This window comes from Micromonospora sp. ZG13 (genome assembly GCF_059359355.1).
In genome coordinates this window covers 37,008-53,420 of record NZ_JCADBQ010000008.1, presented here as the reverse complement: position 1 = coordinate 53,420, position 16,413 = coordinate 37,008, and the positions used below count along the sequence as shown (strand labels likewise).

The window sequence follows — 16,413 nt, the reverse complement described above, 5'->3', positions numbered from 1 at the left end:
CGTATTCCTGTCCGGAGCGACGGAACCGGCGCCGGTCACCTCACCCGGGCGACCGGCGAGTCGTCGAGGGCGGCGAGCAGCGCGGCGGGGTCCTCGTAGACGGCCACCGCGCCGGCCCCGGCCAGCTCGCCCCGGCTGGTGCCGCCGCAGGTCAGCCCCACACAGGGCACGTCCAGTTCGCCGGCGGCGGCGACGTCCCACACCGAGTCGCCGACGAAGACCACCCGTTCGGCGGCGAGCCCGGACTGCTCCAGCGCGGCGACCAGGATGTCCGGCGCCGGCTTGCTCTCCCGCGCGTCCGCCGAGCTGGTGATCGTGTGGATCACGTCGTCGGCGGCCAGCGCCCGGCGTAGCGCGGCCACCTCGTGCTCGGCGGCGGAGGTGGCGAGCACGACCCGTAGCCCCCGCTCCGCGCAGGCCCGCAGCAGGTCGGCGGCGCGGGGCAGCGGGACCAGCCGCTCCCAGTACTCGGCGAAGAGGGTGTCGTGGGCGTCGCGCAGCTTCCGGTCCGCGCCGCGGTCGCGCTCAGGGCCGAGCAGGTGGTCGAGCAGCTTGTCCGAGCCCATCCCGATGGCGCGGTGGATCGTCGCCATGGGCGGGGGCCGGTCGAGCTGGCGAAGCGCCTCCCACCAGCTCACGGTGTGCAGGTAGGTGGTGTCGACCAGGGTGCCGTCCACGTCGAAGAGGACACCGGCGGGCTTGTCGGTGGGCATGACCTCCTCCTACCCCCTCCGGACGGGGCTGACGCCGCTCACCCGGACGGGACCAGGATCTCGAACCAGACCGTCGAGCCGCGTACGGTCGGGTCCGTCCCCCAGGCGTCGCTCAGCTCCTCGATCAGCCCCAGCCCCCGACCACGGCTGCTGAGCGTGTCGGTCTGCGCGCGGGTCACCGTGCCCCGGGTGCCCGAGTCGGCGACCGACACCAGCAGCCGCTCCGGGCTGAGGTCGATCTCCACCCGGGCGGCGGTGCCCGCGTGCAGCAGGGCGTTGGTGGTCAGCTCGCTGGTGCAGAGCACGGCCGCGCCGATGATCGACTCGGGCACCTGCCACTCCGTGAGCTGCCCGGTCATCCAGTGCCGCACCCGGCTCGGCGCCGTCGGCTCGGCCGGCACCTCCATGCTCGCCGACCGCGACGGCCGCAGCGCGTACTCCACCGCCAGCACGGCGACGTCGTCCTCGGTGGCACCGGGCACCGCCGCGGTGGCCACCGCGCACAGCGCGCGGGGGTCGCCGCTGCCCGCGCCCGCGACGGCGGCGGCCAGGGCGTCCAGGCCGGCCGTCAGGTCCTGCCAGCGCCGCTCCACCACCCCGTCGCTGAACAGCAGCAGCGTGTCGCCCGGGGCGAAGCGCACCGTGGCCGTCGGTGGCCGGCAGCCCAGGCCCAGGGGGGCGCCCGCGGGCAGGTCGAGGTACTCGGCGACCGGCTCGCCGTCGGAGGCGCACCGGCGGATCAGCGGCGCGGGGTGACCGGCGCTGGCCAGGGTGAGCCGCTGCCGGTCGGCGTCGACGACACCGAAGACCACCGTGACGAAGAGCTCGTGGGTGTCGCCCTCGGCACCCAGGCTGGTGACCAGCCGGTCGAGCCCGGCCAGCACGGCGTCCGGGCGGGGATCGGCCAGCGCCAGCGCCCGCAGCGCCGCGCGCACCTGACCCATCCGGGCCGCGGCCTGCACGTCGTGGCCGGCGACGTCGCCGAGCACGATGCCCAGACCGCCGTCGGGCAGCAGGAAGGCGTCGTAGAAGTCCCCGCCGGCGGCGTTGCCGTCGACGCCCGGGTCGTAGCGGGCGGCGATCCGCATCCGGGGCAGGTCGGGCAGGTGCTCCGGCAGCATGCTGCGTTGCAGCAGCTGGGCGGTGCCGTGCTGGGTCTCGAACCGGCGGGCCCGCTCGGCGGCCTGGCCGACCAGCTCGGCGGAGGCGGCCAGCAGCGCGCGCCGCGCGGCCGACCAGACGTGCGGGACCTGGTAGCCGACCGTCAACCCGCCGCGCACCACCGACGCCCGCAGCGGCACCGCCGCGAGCGAGCGGACCTTCTGGTCGTGCCGGTCCACCGCGGTCTCCCGCAGCGGCTGGCCGTCGTCGACGAAGTGCGGCACCCCGCTGCGGGCGGCGGCCACCACCGGCCCCTGCGAGTCCGGCGGAATGCGTCGCCACAGCGGGGGCAGCCGCTCGTCGGCCTCGTCCATCAGCTCGCCCCGGACGCGCCGGACCATCCGCCAGCCGCCGCCGCCCTCGTCGACGGCGAACGTGACCCGGTCGGCGTCGAACGCGGTGATCGCGTAGCGCAGCGCGACCCGGGCCACGTCGTCCAGGGTGAGGGTGCCGGCGAGCGCCGCGGCGAAGTCGCTGAGGCTCTGCAACTGCTGGGTGACCTGGGTGGTCTCCGCGGCCACGGTCAGCACGCCGACGATCCGCCCGGCGCTGTCGCGCACGGGGGAGTAGCCCCGGGTGAAGACGGACTGCTCGACCAGGCCGGGGCCACGGTGCAGCGGAAGGGTCGTCTCCTTCTCCAGGAACGGCTCCCCGGAGCGGTAGGTGTGCTCGATGGCGTCGCCGACGCCGGGCAGCGGCCAGGACTCGGCGAACACCTCGGCCGCCGGCCGCCCCACCGCGTCGGGGTGCCGGTCACCGATGAGGTCGGCGTACGCGTCGTTGTAGACCAGCAGGTGCTCGTCGCCCAGCGTGAGGGCCATCGGTACGGGCGAGGCGAGGAGCAACTCGGCGGCGGCGCGGACCGCCGGGTCCCATGCGCGCCACGGGCCCAACGGGGTGCCGCCCCAGTCGTGGCGCAGGACGGTGGCCGCCGTGTGTGACACGGAGGGTGTTCCCGAGACCGGGGCTGGGGGGTTCGGGACCCGTCCGACCGTTCCTGGCATGACCGCAGCCTAGCCGCAGCCCCTACCGGCCGTTTCCGATCATGCCGCGCGCGTCCCCGGGGCTGGACGTTCGGGCAGGTCAGGGCGGATCTGCGGTGACATGTCGGGAAAAACTCGGGGAGCGGTACGGCGTGCCGCGTCGGTGACCGGGTATGCGCCCGGCGCAGTCCATGCGACAGGAGGGACATCATGCCGGATAGCCTCGCGGTCAGGCAGGTCGACATCGGCGACGCCGTGGCCGACATGTGGAGGTCGGTGCTGCTGTTCATACCGCGGGCCATCGCGTTCATCGCGATCCTCGTGGTCGGATGGCTCATCGCCAAGGCCGTGCTCAAGATCGTCGACGCGGCGCTGGAACGGGTCGGTTTCGACAGAGCGGTGGAACGGGGCGGCATCAAACGCGCGCTGGAACGCACCAGGTACGACGCCAGTGACATCCTGGCGAAGCTCGCGTACTACGCGGTGCTGCTGTTCACCCTGCAGTTCGCCTTCGGGGTGTGGGGACCCAACGCGATCAGTGACCTGATCGGCGGCGTGGTCGCCTGGCTGCCACGCGCCTTCGTGGCGATCGTCATCATCGTCGTGGCCGCCGCGATCGCCAGCGCCGTCCGCGACATCGTCACCGGGGCACTGGGCGGCCTCTCGTACGGCAAGATCCTCGCCGACCTGACGGCGATCTTCATCATCGCGCTGGGTGTCATCGCCGCGCTGAACCAGGTCGGCATCGCCACGGCGGTGACCACGCCGGTGCTGGTGGCGGTGCTCGCCACGGTGGCCGGCATCCTGATCGTCGGCGTCGGCGGCGGTCTGGTGCGGCCCATGCAGAACCGTTGGGAGGGCTGGCTGAACCGGATGGCCGAGGAGTCGCGGGCGGTGCAGGAGCACCGTCGGGCCCGGGAGGCCGGCCAGGTCGACGTCGGCCGGCAGATGGCCGACCGTACGGCGGCCGAGCGCACCGAGGTCATGCCGCGCGGGCAGGAGTCCGCGACGGCCGGCGGGCGCGGCACCTACCAGTCGGGGAACGCGGGTGACGAGACCCAGCAGTTCCGCCGCTGACCGGTGAGGCGCGACGGGGAGGGGTGTCCGCGGACCGCGGGCGCCCCTCCGGCGTGTCGGGCCGTCGGTCAGGCCAGCGGGAGCGGGGCGGGCGCCGGGGTGCCCAGCGAGCGGGTCAGCGCGCAGACCGCGAGCAGCCGGGTGAGCAGCCAGTCCGGCGCGGACCAGTCGACCGGCGCCACCGGGGGCTGCCAGCCGTGCTCCAGCGCGGCGGCGCGTACGCCCTCCGCGTAGCCGGCGAGCGCGGCGGCGCTCAGCGGCCGGCGGTCGCCGTCCAGGCTCTCCCGTACCGCCGCGGCGTGCTGGTCGACCAGGGCCAGCAGGCCCGGACGCGCGGCGGCGGCGGCCAGCCCCTCGGCGCCGACGGAGGCGGACAGGAGGGCGAGGGTGGATCGCGCCGAGCTGGCGGCGGAACGGGCCTCGACCCGGGTGAACGGCACACGCATGGTGACCGAGGCTATCCGGCCACGACCGGGGTCGACCTCGGCCGGTCGGCGGGTTTTTGACCCTCCCCCGAACGGTCAACCGCCCACGGGGGATTGAGTCGGCCCGGGCGGGGCAGGAGGAGAACCGCCCCGCGGGGGCGAAGTCGACACCTGGAGGAACGGATGGAACGACACGGGGACGGGCCGGACGAGCGGCACCGCAGGCCGGCCGGGGTCAGCGACGAGACGGTGGCGGCGCTGGGCAAGCTCAGCGAGGCGCTGGAGTGCGTCGAGCGGGTGCGCGGTCACCTCTACTCGCTGCACCAGCTCGTGGGGCACGCCGACCTGATGCTCGACGACGCCGTGGAGATGTTCCGCGCCGCCGGGCACGACCGCATCGCCGACCGCATCGACGCCGACCTGCTGGGTCGCAACGTCATCGCCGGGCGGTGGACGTTCCAGATCGTCGAGGACTTCGACGACGGCTACTACGCCCTCTTCCGCGACCTCGACCGGGCCGCCCGCGAGGAGCTGGTCGGCGGCCGCCGGCACCTCTACGAGGCGGAGATGAAGGAGCGGCGGCGCACCCGGGGCCTGCCCGGGCACGAGGCGCGCCCCGCCGGCGAGGGCTGAACCGACCCCGGAGGGCCGTCAGTCCGTGGGGCGGGCGTCCGCCGGGCGGCGCCGGGCCGCGTCGTCGGCGATGATCACGGTCGCCACCATCAGCGCCACGCAGAGGCTGAACAACCAGGAGTCGTCCGAGACCAGCTTGGCGGAGACGGGAGCCTGGAGCGCGGCGAGGAGAAAGCCGAGCCATGCCAGGCGGCGCTGACGCGTGGAGAGGATGCCGGAGCCCTGATGCATCCCGAAAGTCTTGCGCGTGACCCGGGCCTTGCCGTCAGCCGAACGGCCGATTCTGGATGAGCTGTCCGTTTCACCACCCGTCCGGACCGTAATCTTCGTCCCACCGGGGGACGCGGACTGGCGCCGCCGCCGACTCCGGGCAGGATGGTCCTTCGTGTCCACCGCCCCGCCCCGCGCCTCGCTGCTCCTGCTGGCCTACCTCGCGTTCGTCAGCCTCGGCCTGCCCGACGGCCTGATCGGCGTGGGCTGGCCCTCGATCCGGGCCGACTTCGGCGTACCCACCGAGGCCGTCGGCCTCGTGCTCACGGCGGGCACGGCCGGCTACCTGACCTCCAGCGTGCTGGCCGGCTTCACGCTGGCCCGGCTCGGCGTCGGCTGGCTGCTCGCCGGCAGCACGCTGCTGGCCAGCCTCGCGCTCACCGGTTACGCGCTGACCCCCGGGCTGATCCTGATGGTGGGCTGCGCGCTGGTGCTCGGTCTGGGCTCCGGCGCGATCGACTCCGGCCTGAACGCGTACGCGGCGGGTGCCTTCGGACCCCGGCACATGAACTGGATGCACGCGTTCTTCGGTCTCGGCGTGGCGCTCGGGCCGCTCATCATGACCGGCGCGCTCAGCGCCGGGCTCTCCTGGCGCTGGGGCTACGGCCTGGTCGCCGGGGCACAGCTCGCGCTGGCCGCCGCGTTCGCGCTCACCGTCCGCGCCTGGCGGGACCGCACCCCGGCCCGGGGGTCCGCGGGGCCCGCGACGGGGGAGGCCGCCGTCGCCCCGCCGGCCGTCACCCGGGTACGCGAGACGTTGCGCCTGCCGGCGGTCTGGCTCGGCGCGGCGGCCTTCGCCGTCTACGTGGCCATCGAGGTGGCCGCCGGGCTCTGGGCGTTCCTGCTGCTCACCGAGGGGCGTGGCCTCGGCGCGGCCGTCGCCGGCGTCTGCGTCTCGGGCTACTGGGGGAGCCTCTTCGTCGGGCGCGTGGTGCAGGGCGTGGTGGCCGAGCGGCTGGGCGCGGCGACGGTGCTGCGGGGCAGCCTGGTCGGGATGGCGCTCGGCGCGGTCCTGATCGCGTTGCCCGCACCGGCCTGGGTCGCCGTGGCGGGGCTGTTCGTCGTCGGCTTCGCCGCCGCCCCGGTCTTCCCGCTGCTCACGCTCACCACCGCCGAGCGGGTCGGTACGGCGCACGCCGACCGGACCATCGGACTCCAGATCGCCGCGGCCGGGCTGGGCGGCGCGCTGGTGCCGGCCGGGATCGGGGTGCTGCTCGGCAACACGTCGGTCGAGCTGCTCGGGCCGGCGCTGGTCGTGCTCGCGCTGGGCCTGATCGCCCTGCACGCGGCCGGCACCCGCCGACCGGCGTCCGGCTGAGCGTGGCGGGGCCACGGTCCGTTCCATGACCGTGGCCGGCCGCGCCCGACCTCGACGGCCGGCGCGCCTTCCACGTCTTCCGCCGGCCGGCCCGCCCGCCGCACGGCGCGGCTCACATCGTGTCGGGCCCGGTCCGCCCCGTCGTCGAGGGCCGGTACGCGCGGTCCGGGTCCGTCGGCTCGCGGCCCGCTCCGGCGGCCTGCCCACCCCGGTCCACCGCCTCCGGGCCGTGGCCGAAGGCCGCCTCCTCGCCGGCGTCGTTCGCCGTCACGTCGTCGGCCTGGCCGTCCAGCGTCGACCGCGCCACGGCCCGGTCCAGTTCCCGCAGGGGAGTGCGTTCCTCGTCCCGCCACACCTTGTCGTCGTCCGTCATGCCCATCGCGGTACCCCGGCCCGGTGCACGCAAACGACGATGGCCGCCGGAGAGCCGGCGGCCATCGGATGTTCTTTCGGGGGGAGGGAGATCAGGGCTGCGGCCGGTCGACCTTGCCGCGCCAGGCGCCAGTCTCCTGACCGCGGCGCTCGATGAACTGCTTGAACCGCTCCAGGTCGCCCTTCGCGCGCCGGTCGACGATGCCGAGCTTGTCGCCGGCCTGCTCGACCACGCCGTGCGGTTCGAACTCGAGCTGGAGCGTGACCCGGGTGGTCTCCGGGTCCAGCCGGTGGAAGGTGACCACGCCGGCCTGCTGGGTGCCGCCCGTCGAACGCCAGGCGACCCGCTCGTCCGGAAGCTGCTCGGTGATCTCGGCGTCGAACTCCCGTTTCACCCCGGCGATCTCCACCGTCCAGTGGGTCATCGTGTCGGTCAGCTGCCGGACCTCCTGCACCCCCTCCATGAACTGGGGGAAGTCCTCGAACTGGGTCCACTGGTCGTACGCGGTGCGCACCGGGACGGAGACGTCCACGTGTTCGGTAACGCCACTCATCAGCCATCCTCCTTCGTCCACCGGTGACGGGCCGGATCGTGCGGGGATCCGGTCACCAGCGGGTCGTCTCGTTCTTGTGGCCGAGCGCCGCCCACACCTCGGAGACCGTCTGGTAGCGGGTGCCCTCGGGCAGCCGCTCCAGTTCGGCGACGATGTCCGCCGGCGCCTCGTTGTCCCGCGCGTTGGCGATCAGCGTCTCCCGGTCACCGGGCAGGGCGGTCATCGTGATGAACCGTCCGAGCCGGCTGCGTCGTTCGACGTCCTCGGAGCTCATCCCCTTGGGCGCGCCCGTACGCAGGTCGCCGGCCGGGGCCGTGGTCGGTTCCGGCTGGTCCTCACCCGCCGGCTCCGGCACACGGGACTCGTCGACCCGTGAGCCACCGGTCCCCGGCCCCTGCACGAGGCCGCTGACCTCCCGGCTCATCTGCTCGTCGACCCTCGGTCCGTGCTTGCTGCTGCCACGTTCCATGCCTTCTGCGCTACCCGGTGGCACCGCCGGTAAACGGTGCGGCGCGGCTCCTTGGCGCGGGCGGCGACGGTGAGGGCCGGTAAACCCGTCGCGGGTCACGTGGTGGCGGGCGTCTTCGGGGGCAGGACGGGCTCCTCGGCGTCCGGCTCGCCGGCCTGGAGCACCCGGCCGCGCTGAAGTTCCGCGTTGATCTGCACGCCGAGCATCAGCGCCGAGTTGGACAGGTAGAGCCAGACCAGGAACGCGATCACGGCCCCCAGGCTGCCGTACGTGGCGTCGTACGAGCCGAAGTTGGCCACGTACAGGCCGAAGCCGAAGGAGGCGAGGGCCCAGGCGACCAGGGCGACCGCGCCGCCCGGGGTGAGCCAGCGGAACCGGGGCTGCCGGACGTTGGGCGCGATCCAGAACAACAGGCTCAGCAGCACCATCATGATCAGCGCGAGCACGGGCCACTTGGCGACGCTCCACGCCGTACGCGCCAGCCCGCCGGCGTTGACCAGGTCGCCCACGGCGTCGGTGACCGGCCCGCTGACGATCAGCCCGGTGGCGACGACCGCCAGCAGCACCAGCGAGACCCCCGCCAGGCCGATCTGCATCGGTCGCAGCTTCCAGACCGGCCGCCCCTCCTCGACCCCGTAGACGGCGTTGGAGGCCCGGGTGAACGCCCCGATGAAGCCGGAGGCCGACCAGAGGGCGCCGAGCAGACCGAAACTCAGCAGCACGCTGGCCGAGTCGTTCTGGTCCACCACACCCCGTACGACGCCGACGAAGCCCTCGTTGGCCACCACCGAACCGGCGCCCATGTCCCGGGCCAGGTCCAGCACGGTGTCGACGGTCTGCTCGCCGTTGGACACCAGCCCGACCAGGGCGACCACCACGATCGTGGACGGGAAGAGCGCGAGCACCCCGTAGTAGGTGAGCGCGGCGGCCCAGTCCGCGCAGTTGTCCTTCACGAAGTTGCGCACGCTGCGTACCAGCACCCCGCGCCACGTCCGCCAGCTCAGCTGGCGTACCCGGCGGGGCATCCGCGGTCGCCGCTCCTCGGTGGGCGCCGCGCCGGGTTCCGTCGTCGTCATGCCCGCTCCCTGTGCCCGGCCCCGGATGACCCGGTGCATCCGGCGTCGCCTGGCCCCGCCGGTACCCGTGGCCGGAAATCGACAAACCCGACCACCCGGTTTGCCGACCGGGCGCGGGGGAACGGTCAACCGGGAACCCACGACGCGGAGGAGGACGAGATGCCCGGGCGCGAGGTACTGCCCAGCACGCTGCGACGCTCCCCCAAGAAGGCGCAGCGCACCTGGGAGAAGACGCACGACTCGGCCGTGGAGACCTACGGCGAGGGGGAGCGGGCCCACCGCACCGCCTTCGCGGCCGTCAAGCACGAGTTCGAGAAGGTCGGCGACCACTGGGAGCCCAAGGGCCGCAAGGGACCGAGCGACCGCCAGGCGGCCGGCGGCGGACCGGAGCGCCGGGCACCCACGGCCGGCGGGGTGGACGCCAACGCCACCAAGGACCACCTGATGAAGGTGGCCCGCAAGCTGGACGTCCCCGGTCGTTCGACGATGACGAAGCCGGAACTCGTCAAGGCCATCGAGAAGGCGAACAACCGCCAGACCGCCAAGGCCCGCGGCCGCTGAGCCCACCTTTCGGGTACGCGACGCAGGGGCTGTCCGGCGCGGACGGCCCCTGCGCGTGTCTCAAGAGCCCCTGCGTGTGCCTCACCAGTGCCCGCCGCCGGGCGCCTCGATGTGGACCGCCTTCGTCGCGGTGAACTCGTCCAGCAGCTCCGGTCCGTAGCCGAAGCCGTGCCCGCTGCCCCGGCGCGGGTGCGCGGCGCCGCCCGGCGCCCCGCCGAATACGGCGTTGACCTTCACCGTGCCCACGGGCAGCTCCCGCCAGGCGCGCTGGGCGTGGCTCATCGACCCGGTCAGCACCGTCGCGGCCAGCCCGTACGGGGAGTCGGCGGCGCACCGCAGCGCCTCGGAGAACGAGTCGACGGTGACGATCGGGGCGACCGGCCCGAACGTCTCCTCCCGCACCACCGTCATCTCGTGCCGACAGTCGCTCAGCACGGTCGCCGGGTAGAACGACCCGGGGCCGTCGGGCAGCCTGCCGCCGGTACGGATCCGCGCGCCCTGGGCCACGGCCGCGGTCACCTGCCCGTGCACGTGGTCGCGGTGCCGCCGGTCCACCAGCGGCCCCAGCTCGGTGTCCGGGTCGCCGCCGGGGCCCGTACGCAGCCGCTCGGCCCGCTCCACCAGCGCGTGCGTGAAGTCCTCCGCGACGTCGCGGTGCACGTAGATCCGCTCCACCGCGACGCAGATCTGCCCCGCGTTGGCGAACGCCCCGAGCGCCGCCTGCCCGGCCGCCCACACCGGGTCGACGTCGCCGTCCACGACGAGCGGGTCGCTGCCGCCGTTCTCCAGCAGCACCTTCGCCCCGGTCCGCGCCGCCGCGGCCGCGATGGCCCGCCCGGTGGCGGTGGAGCCGACGTGGGCGACGACGTCCACCTGCTGCGCGGCCAGCGCCGCGCCGACCTCCGGACCCCCGGTCAGCAGCGACAGCACCCCGGGCGGCAGCGCCGAGTCCAGCGCCTTCGCCAGCAGCCAGCCGGTCGCCGGAGCGCGCTCGCTCGGCTTGTGCAGCACCACGTTGCCGGTGACCAGGGCCGCGCCGAGCAGCCCGCAGGAGACCGCCACCGGATCGTTCCACGGGGTGATCGCGGCGACCACTCCGCGTGGCTGCGGCGTCATGAAGTCGAGGGCGTGGGTGCCGCCGTGCAGGGTCCGCCCGCCGCGCACGGGGGCCAGCTCCGCGTACTGTCGCAGCGTGCCGATCCCCGCCTCCACGCCGCCCCGGGCGTCCGACAGGGGCTTGCCCATCTCGGCGGTCGTCGCCCGGGCCAGGTCGTCGGCGACCGCCGCCACGGCGTCCGCCGCCCGATGCAGGGCCGCCGCCCGTTCCGCGGGCGCGGTCGCCGCCCACTCCGCCGCGGCGCCGCGCGTCGCCTCCACCGCCTTGCCGACCTCGTCGGCCGTCGCCACCGGCGCCGAGCTGACCGGGGAGCCGTCGGCCGGATCGTGTACGACCAGCTCGCCACCCTCGCCGCCCGCGCCCCACACTCCGCCAATGAGCTGCGCAACCGTGTACATGGCAGTGCATGCCCCGGTCCCGGCGCGGCAAACGCGTTTCGCCCGGTTGCTGGCCGGGTAGGCGGATCGGATGAGTTCCCCCGGCGCGGAGAGCGCGGACGCCGTCGTCGTCGGAGCCGGACACAACGGTCTGGTCGCCGCCAACCTGCTGGCCGACGCCGGTTGGGACGTGCTGGTGCTGGAGGCCACGGCCACGCCGGGCGGGGCGGTGCGCTCGGCCGAGGTGACGGCTCCCGGCTACCTGAGCGACCTCTACAGCTCCTTCTACCCGCTCGGCTACGCCTCGCCGGTGTTGCGCGGGCTGGAGCTCGACCGTTACGGGCTGCGCTGGCGGCACTCCCCGGACGTGCTGGCCCACCTGCTGCCCGACGGCCGGGCGGCGGTGCTCAACCGCGACCCGGAGGCCACGGCGGCGTCGCTGGAGGCGTTCGCGCCGGGCGACGGCAAGCGCTGGCTGCACGCGTACGACGACTGGCGCCAGGTGGCCGAGCCGATGCTGGAGACCATCACCACGCCGTTTCCGCCGGTGCGAGGGGGCCTAAGCCTGCTGCGCCGGCTGCGGGTGTCCGGGGCGCTGCGCCTGGCCCGGCGGCTGGTGGTGCCGGTACGCAAGCTCGGCGACGAACTCTTCGAGGGCGAGGGCGGCCCGGCGTTGCTGGCCGGCTGCGCCCTGCACACCGACCTGTCACCCGAGGAGGCCGGCTCGGGCGTGTACGGCTGGCTGCTCGCCATGCTCGGCCAGCAGGTCGGCTGGCCGGTGCCAGACGGCGGCGCGCAGAAGATCACCGACGCGCTGGTGGCCCGGCTGACCGAGCGCGGCGGCCGGATCCTCTACGGCGCACACGTCGACCGGGTGCTGACCGCGCGCGGCCGGGCGATGGGCGTGCGTACCGTCGGCGGCACCCTGTGGCGGGCGCGCCGGGCGGTGCTCGCCGACGTCCCCGCGCCCGCGCTCTACCTGGACCTGGTCGGCGCGGCGGCGCTGCCGCCCCGGCTGGTGGAGGACCTGGCGCACTTCCGCTGGGACGGCTCGACGCTGAAGGTGGACTGGGCGCTGTCGGCCCCCGTGCCGTGGACCAACCGGGCGGTCGCCACCGCCGGCACGGTGCACCTCGGCGCGGACCTGGACGGGCTCACCAGCTACGCCGCCGCGTTGGCCCGCAAGGAGATTCCGCGCGACCCGTTCCTGCTGCTCGGGCAGATGTCGGTGGCCGACCCGAGCCACTCGCCGCCGGGCACCGAGTCGCTGTGGTCGTACACCCACCTGCCGTTCCGCCGGCAGTGGCGGGCCGAGGACATCGCCGCGCACGTCGAGCGGATGGAGCAGGTGCTGGAGGAGGCCACGCCGGGCTTCCGCAGCCTTGTCATCGGGCGACACGTGGCCGGGCCGGCCGACCTGGAGGCGGGCGACCCGAGCCTGGTCGGCGGCGCGTTGGGCGGCGGTACCGCCGCCGCGTACCAGCAGCTGTTCCTGCGCCCGATCCCCGGCCTGGGCCGCGCGGACACCCCGGTGGACCGGCTCTTCCTGGCCAGCGCGTCGGCGCACCCGGGCGGCGGCGTGCACGGCGCGCCCGGCGCGAACGCCGCCCGCGCCGCCCTGGCCCGCGACCGCGCCCTCACCGGCCCGCTGTACGCGGCCGGGATCGACGCGGCGCACCGCGCCGTCTACCGCTGACGCCAGCGGCGCGCCGACCCACGCTGCGCCGCCGCTCCAGTCGGATGACGACCCGGCGGGGAGTGCCGTCCTCGGCCTCCCCGCCTGTCCTCGGTCGGTCCCGCGAGCCTCGGCCTCCTCGGCCTCCTCGGCCTCCCCGCCGGCCTGCCCGGTCCCGCCAGCCTTCTCTGCCTGTCTCGCCAGTTCCAGGGGTGCCGTCGGCCTCGTCGGCCTCCCCGGGGGCCCCTCTGGTCCTTCTCCATCGCGAGATCCGAACCTGGTCGAGGCGAACCGGGGCTTCTCGCGATCGCCGATCGCCTTCGACGGCATCTGCGTGCGTAGGTCCGGCCAGCCGCCCGGTGCGCGGAGAAGTTTCTGGTACCAAGCAGCTCTTGGACACGCGTTGGATACGCAGGGTGAGGGCTTGACGGACGGCGGGGGACCCTCGCTCCGCCCTTTGCTCTGCAGCCACATACGCAACGGTTACCGAGGGTGATCGTCAATCGACTGCGCGCCCGCGACGACGATTGCATAGCGCCAGTTCAGCGGGCTGGCGCGTCCATGGCTGCAGAGCAAAGGGCCGACGGGACGGTCCGGAGCTTCCAGGCGGGGGCTACTTAGAGTCAGATTACGCGTGGTAATCGCATGCTCAGTGATCAGATGGCCGGGGTGGGGTGCCTGAGGTCGTTCGCCAGCCGCCGCGCCCGCCCCGCCCGCCGCGCCGCATCCGCCGCCCCGCCCGCCGCGCCGCACCCGCCCCGCCCGCCGTGTCGCGACCGCGACCGCCGCGACCAGCCGACGGCCTTGCCGCCGCGCCCGCCGTGCGGCGAGCGCGCTTGCCGATTCGCGGTACGCCTAGGCCGCGCTCGCTGATCCGCTGCCGTGGGTCGAGGCCACGTGTCATTCGATCCGCCCGCCGTGAAGGCCCCGGCCCTGCCGCCTCGCCTCACTGCCGGCCTCGCCGCCCCACGTGCCCTGCCCGCAGCCGGACCGGGCGCGTGGGCCAGGCTCGCCCGAGCCGCCCCGCCAGCCTGGGGTGGGGCAAGGCCGTGAGGCGGCAGGGCCGGGGCGGCGGCCGTGGCGGGCCGGGCCTGGCCGGCGGAAGCAGGCAGGGCAGGGCGACGGACAGGCAGGGCGACGGACAGGCGGGGAAGGACTGGCGGGGAAGGGCAGGGCGGAGGACGGGACAGGGCAGGGCTGAGCCACGGGGCAGGGTGGGGCGGCGGCGGACCGCAGCGACCGGAGGAGCCCGGGGCCGGAGGGAGCCCGGGGCCGGAGGGCCGCAGGCTCCGGGCGGGGTCAGGGTTCGATGTTGCGGTGCTTGCTGCGCAGCTTGAACGGCATCAGCGCGCTCTCGATCTTGGTTGCGGTGGTCATCTTGGAGGCGCCGTCACGCCGCTCCTCGAAGCGGATCGGCACCTCCAGGATGGTGTGTCCCAGCTTGGTGGCCAGGTAGTGCATTTCCACCTGGAAGCTGTAGCCGTTGGACTGCACCCGCTCCAGGCCGATGTCGCGCAGCGCGTCCGCCCGCCAGATCTTGAAACCGGCGGTGAGGTCGCGGATCCGGACCCGTAGCAGCGTGTGCACGTACAGGTTGGCCCAGCCGCTGAGCGCCCGTCGGTACAGCGGCCAGTTCTCGTCCAGCTCGCCGCCGGGTACGTAGCGGGAGCCGATCACCACGCCGGCCTGGGTGGAGAGCAGCGCGCCGAGCATGCCCGGCAGCGCCTCCGGCGGGTGCGACAGGTCGGCGTCCATCTGCGCCACGTACTCGGCACCGCCGTCGAGGGCACGCCCGATGCCGTCCACGTACGCCCGGCCCAGGCCCTCCTTGCCGGCCCGGTGCACGACCTCGACCCGGTCGGGGTGCTCGATGGCCAGCTTGTCGGCCACCTCACCCGTGCCGTCCGGCGAGTTGTCGTCGGCGACCAGGATCTTCAGGCCCGGCAGCGGCAGGGCCAGCAGCCGCTCGACCAGCACCGGGAGGTTGCCCGCCTCGTTGTAGGTGGGAACCACGACGGTCAGGCGTGCGTCCCGCCACGGCACGGGCAACTGCACGGGTTCGATCATGTCGGACATCCTCGGTCGGCGGACAGGGCTCCCTGAGAGCGTAGCCAGTTGCCACATCCGGGTCGAAAAGGCCACCCCTACCGCCCCGTCTTCCCGCCCCTGGAGAGGACGGATCCGGGTCAGCGGAGGCGTCGGGCGAGCGCCGTGAGGGCCACCGTCAACCCCGCCAGGGCGATGCCGGAGACGGCCGGTTTGTGCGTACCGACCCACAGGGCGGCCGAGCGGCCGTGGGCCCGGTCGGTGAAGACGCCCTCCGCGCCCCGGTCCCGTTCGTCGTCGCCGGGGCTGTCCAGGTTGTCCCGCCAGGTGGCCGGATCGATCGGGGTCTCGGTCTGCTGACTGTCGTAGCCGTCGCGCGCCAGCTTCCGGTCGAGCAGGCCGGGCGCGAGGATGTCGCCGAGCCGGGCCCGCCAGGTCGGGCCACCCACGTTCAGCTCGCGCGGCCCGTGCTCGGCCGCCCAGACGATCGCCCTGGCGGCCACGTCGGGCGCGAAGATCGGCGGTACGGGCTGGGGGTGCCGGGGCAGCCGGGTGCGTACCCAGGAGAACTGCGGGGTGTTGATGGCCGGCAGCTGCACCATCGACAGCTTCACCCCGGGGCAGTCGTGCAGCAGCTCCGCCCGCAGCGAGTCGTTGAAGCCCTGGACGGCGTGCTTGCTCGCGCAGTACGCCGACTGCAACGGGATCCCACGGTAGGCCAGGGCGGAGCCCACCTGCACGATCGCGCCCCGGCCACGGGCCCGCATGTGCCGCAGCGCCGCGAGGGTGCCGTGCACGGTACCGAGGTAGTTGACCTCGGTGACCCGGCGGAACTCGGTGGCCGGGATCTCCCACGCCGGGGCGAAGACCGAGACCATCGCGTTGTTCACCCACACGTCGATGCCGCCGAAGCGGTGCGCCACGTCGTCGGCGGCCTGCTGCACCGCGCCGGCGTCGGCCACGTCCACCCGGTACGTGCGTACGTCCGAGGCGCCCAGCTCCCGGCAGTCGCGCTCGGCGGCGGCCAGCCCGGCCCCGCCCCGGGCGAGCAGCGCGAGCCGGGCGCCGCGCTCGGCGTAGCGGCGGGCGACGGCCCGTCCCACGCCGGCGCTCGCCCCCGTGATGACGACGGTCTGCGTCATGCGTCGCCCTTCTGTCGCATCGCGATGTCGGCCAGCCTGGTCAGGGTCTCCTTGTTGCGCTGGTGCAGCACCAGGTCGTTGACCTTGTTGCGTACCCAGCGCAGCGGGCCGGCGGCGAAGTCCTCGCCGATGCGTACCCGGGTCGCGCCCGTGCCGACCCCTTCGAGGGTGAACACCACGATGGCCTCCCCGGCCGGCCACAGGCCGGCGCGGATGACCAACCGGCGTGGCGGCTCGCAGGTCAGCACCGTCGACGAGTCGTGCAGCGAGAACGGCCACGGGCCGGCCTTGTGGTGCAGCTGGCTGCCCACCCGGGGCCAGGCGTCGTCGACGTCGCGTACGTGCACGGTGCCCACGACCCAGTCGCTGTACGTCCACCCGTCCGCCAGCACCGCCCAGACCTGCTCCGGGGCAGCCTCGATCACTTTCTCCACAATCGCCACT

17 protein-coding genes are annotated in these 16,413 nt (G+C 74.4%); 5 read left to right on the top strand and 12 right to left on the bottom strand.

Annotated elements, in window-relative coordinates; genetic code table 11:
* Nucleotides 1-35: 35 nt before the first annotated feature.
* Complete coding sequence (locus tag AC5L34_RS18150) at nt 36-713, bottom strand: HAD family hydrolase (RefSeq protein ID WP_357719244.1); 678 nt, start codon at nt 711-713, stop codon at nt 36-38.
* 38 nt (nt 714-751) lie between these two features.
* On the bottom strand, nt 752-2,878 hold the full coding sequence (locus AC5L34_RS18145; protein WP_441176426.1) for an ATP-binding SpoIIE family protein phosphatase: 2,127 nt from the start codon (nt 2,876-2,878) through the stop codon (nt 752-754).
* Between the two features lie 189 nt (nt 2,879-3,067).
* On the opposite strand from AC5L34_RS18145, the gene AC5L34_RS18140 reads away from it, so the two are divergent.
* Complete coding sequence (locus AC5L34_RS18140) at nt 3,068-3,934, top strand: mechanosensitive ion channel family protein (RefSeq protein WP_494826047.1); 867 nt, start codon at nt 3,068-3,070, stop codon at nt 3,932-3,934.
* Nucleotides 3,935-4,002: 68 nt separating this feature from the next.
* Here the strand turns inward: AC5L34_RS18140 and AC5L34_RS18135 are convergent, their stop codons facing one another.
* On the bottom strand, nt 4,003-4,380 hold the full coding sequence (locus AC5L34_RS18135) for a DUF6401 family natural product biosynthesis protein (protein WP_494826045.1): 378 nt from the start codon (nt 4,378-4,380) through the stop codon (nt 4,003-4,005).
* A 162-nt stretch (nt 4,381-4,542) separates the two neighbouring features.
* On the opposite strand from AC5L34_RS18135, the gene AC5L34_RS18130 reads away from it, so the two are divergent.
* The gene (locus tag AC5L34_RS18130; protein WP_101409134.1) at nt 4,543-4,992 is read left to right on the top strand and encodes a hypothetical protein; all 450 of its coding nucleotides are present in this window, start codon (nt 4,543-4,545) and stop codon (nt 4,990-4,992) included.
* 18 nt (nt 4,993-5,010) lie between these two features.
* Here the strand turns inward: AC5L34_RS18130 and AC5L34_RS18125 are convergent, their stop codons facing one another.
* Nucleotides 5,011-5,223 (bottom strand): hypothetical protein, encoded by a 213-nt coding sequence (locus tag AC5L34_RS18125; RefSeq protein WP_089001087.1) that lies wholly within the window; start codon nt 5,221-5,223, stop codon nt 5,011-5,013.
* 154 nt (nt 5,224-5,377) lie between these two features.
* Between AC5L34_RS18125 and AC5L34_RS18120 the strand changes: the two genes are divergently transcribed.
* Nucleotides 5,378-6,580: an MFS transporter gene (locus AC5L34_RS18120; protein WP_441176429.1), complete on the top strand. Its 1,203-nt coding sequence runs from the start codon at nt 5,378-5,380 to the stop codon at nt 6,578-6,580.
* Between the two features lie 112 nt (nt 6,581-6,692).
* On the opposite strand, the gene AC5L34_RS18115 is transcribed toward AC5L34_RS18120, so the two are convergent.
* The 4 genes from AC5L34_RS18115 to AC5L34_RS18100 form a co-directional block, all read right to left on the bottom strand.
* Nucleotides 6,693-6,953, bottom strand: coding sequence for a hypothetical protein (locus tag AC5L34_RS18115; RefSeq protein WP_101414860.1), 261 nt, complete (start codon nt 6,951-6,953; stop codon nt 6,693-6,695).
* Nucleotides 6,954-7,044: 91 nt separating this feature from the next.
* The gene (locus tag AC5L34_RS18110) at nt 7,045-7,506 is read right to left on the bottom strand and encodes an SRPBCC family protein (protein ID WP_089001085.1); all 462 of its coding nucleotides are present in this window, start codon (nt 7,504-7,506) and stop codon (nt 7,045-7,047) included.
* 52 nt (nt 7,507-7,558) lie between these two features.
* Entirely contained in the window at nt 7,559-7,975 is a 417-nt protein-coding gene (locus tag AC5L34_RS18105) for a DUF2795 domain-containing protein (protein ID WP_441176430.1), read from the bottom strand.
* Nucleotides 7,976-8,070: 95 nt separating this feature from the next.
* A complete protein-coding gene (locus AC5L34_RS18100) occupies nt 8,071-9,051 on the bottom strand; it encodes a YihY/virulence factor BrkB family protein (RefSeq protein ID WP_441176431.1) in 981 nt (326 codons plus the stop codon).
* A 159-nt stretch (nt 9,052-9,210) separates the two neighbouring features.
* Between AC5L34_RS18100 and AC5L34_RS18095 the strand changes: the two genes are divergently transcribed.
* Nucleotides 9,211-9,612 (top strand): ChaB family protein, encoded by a 402-nt coding sequence (locus AC5L34_RS18095; protein WP_089001082.1) that lies wholly within the window; start codon nt 9,211-9,213, stop codon nt 9,610-9,612.
* Nucleotides 9,613-9,693: 81 nt separating this feature from the next.
* Here the strand turns inward: AC5L34_RS18095 and AC5L34_RS18090 are convergent, their stop codons facing one another.
* Nucleotides 9,694-11,127 carry an aldehyde dehydrogenase family protein gene (locus AC5L34_RS18090; RefSeq protein ID WP_441176432.1) on the bottom strand — a complete coding sequence of 478 codons (1,434 nt, stop codon included), beginning with the start codon at nt 11,125-11,127 and terminating at the stop codon, nt 9,694-9,696.
* Nucleotides 11,128-11,197: 70 nt separating this feature from the next.
* Here AC5L34_RS18090 and AC5L34_RS18085 point away from each other — a divergent pair, with 70 nt between their 5' ends.
* Nucleotides 11,198-12,802, top strand: coding sequence for a phytoene desaturase family protein (locus AC5L34_RS18085; protein ID WP_494826040.1), 1,605 nt, complete (start codon nt 11,198-11,200; stop codon nt 12,800-12,802).
* A gap of 1,278 nt (nt 12,803-14,080) precedes the next feature.
* Here AC5L34_RS18085 and AC5L34_RS18080 read toward each other — a convergent pair.
* The 3 genes from AC5L34_RS18080 to AC5L34_RS18070 form a co-directional block, all read right to left on the bottom strand.
* Nucleotides 14,081-14,848: a polyprenol monophosphomannose synthase gene (locus tag AC5L34_RS18080; RefSeq protein ID WP_089001079.1), complete on the bottom strand. Its 768-nt coding sequence runs from the start codon at nt 14,846-14,848 to the stop codon at nt 14,081-14,083.
* Between the two features lie 119 nt (nt 14,849-14,967).
* Nucleotides 14,968-15,969: an SDR family oxidoreductase gene (locus tag AC5L34_RS18075; RefSeq protein WP_441176434.1), complete on the bottom strand. Its 1,002-nt coding sequence runs from the start codon at nt 15,967-15,969 to the stop codon at nt 14,968-14,970.
* A complete protein-coding gene (locus tag AC5L34_RS18070; RefSeq protein ID WP_441176435.1) occupies nt 15,966-16,394 on the bottom strand; it encodes an SRPBCC family protein in 429 nt (142 codons plus the stop codon). The genes AC5L34_RS18075 and AC5L34_RS18070 overlap by 4 nt, the downstream gene beginning before the upstream one ends.
* Between the last annotated feature and the right edge of the window lie 19 nt (nt 16,395-16,413).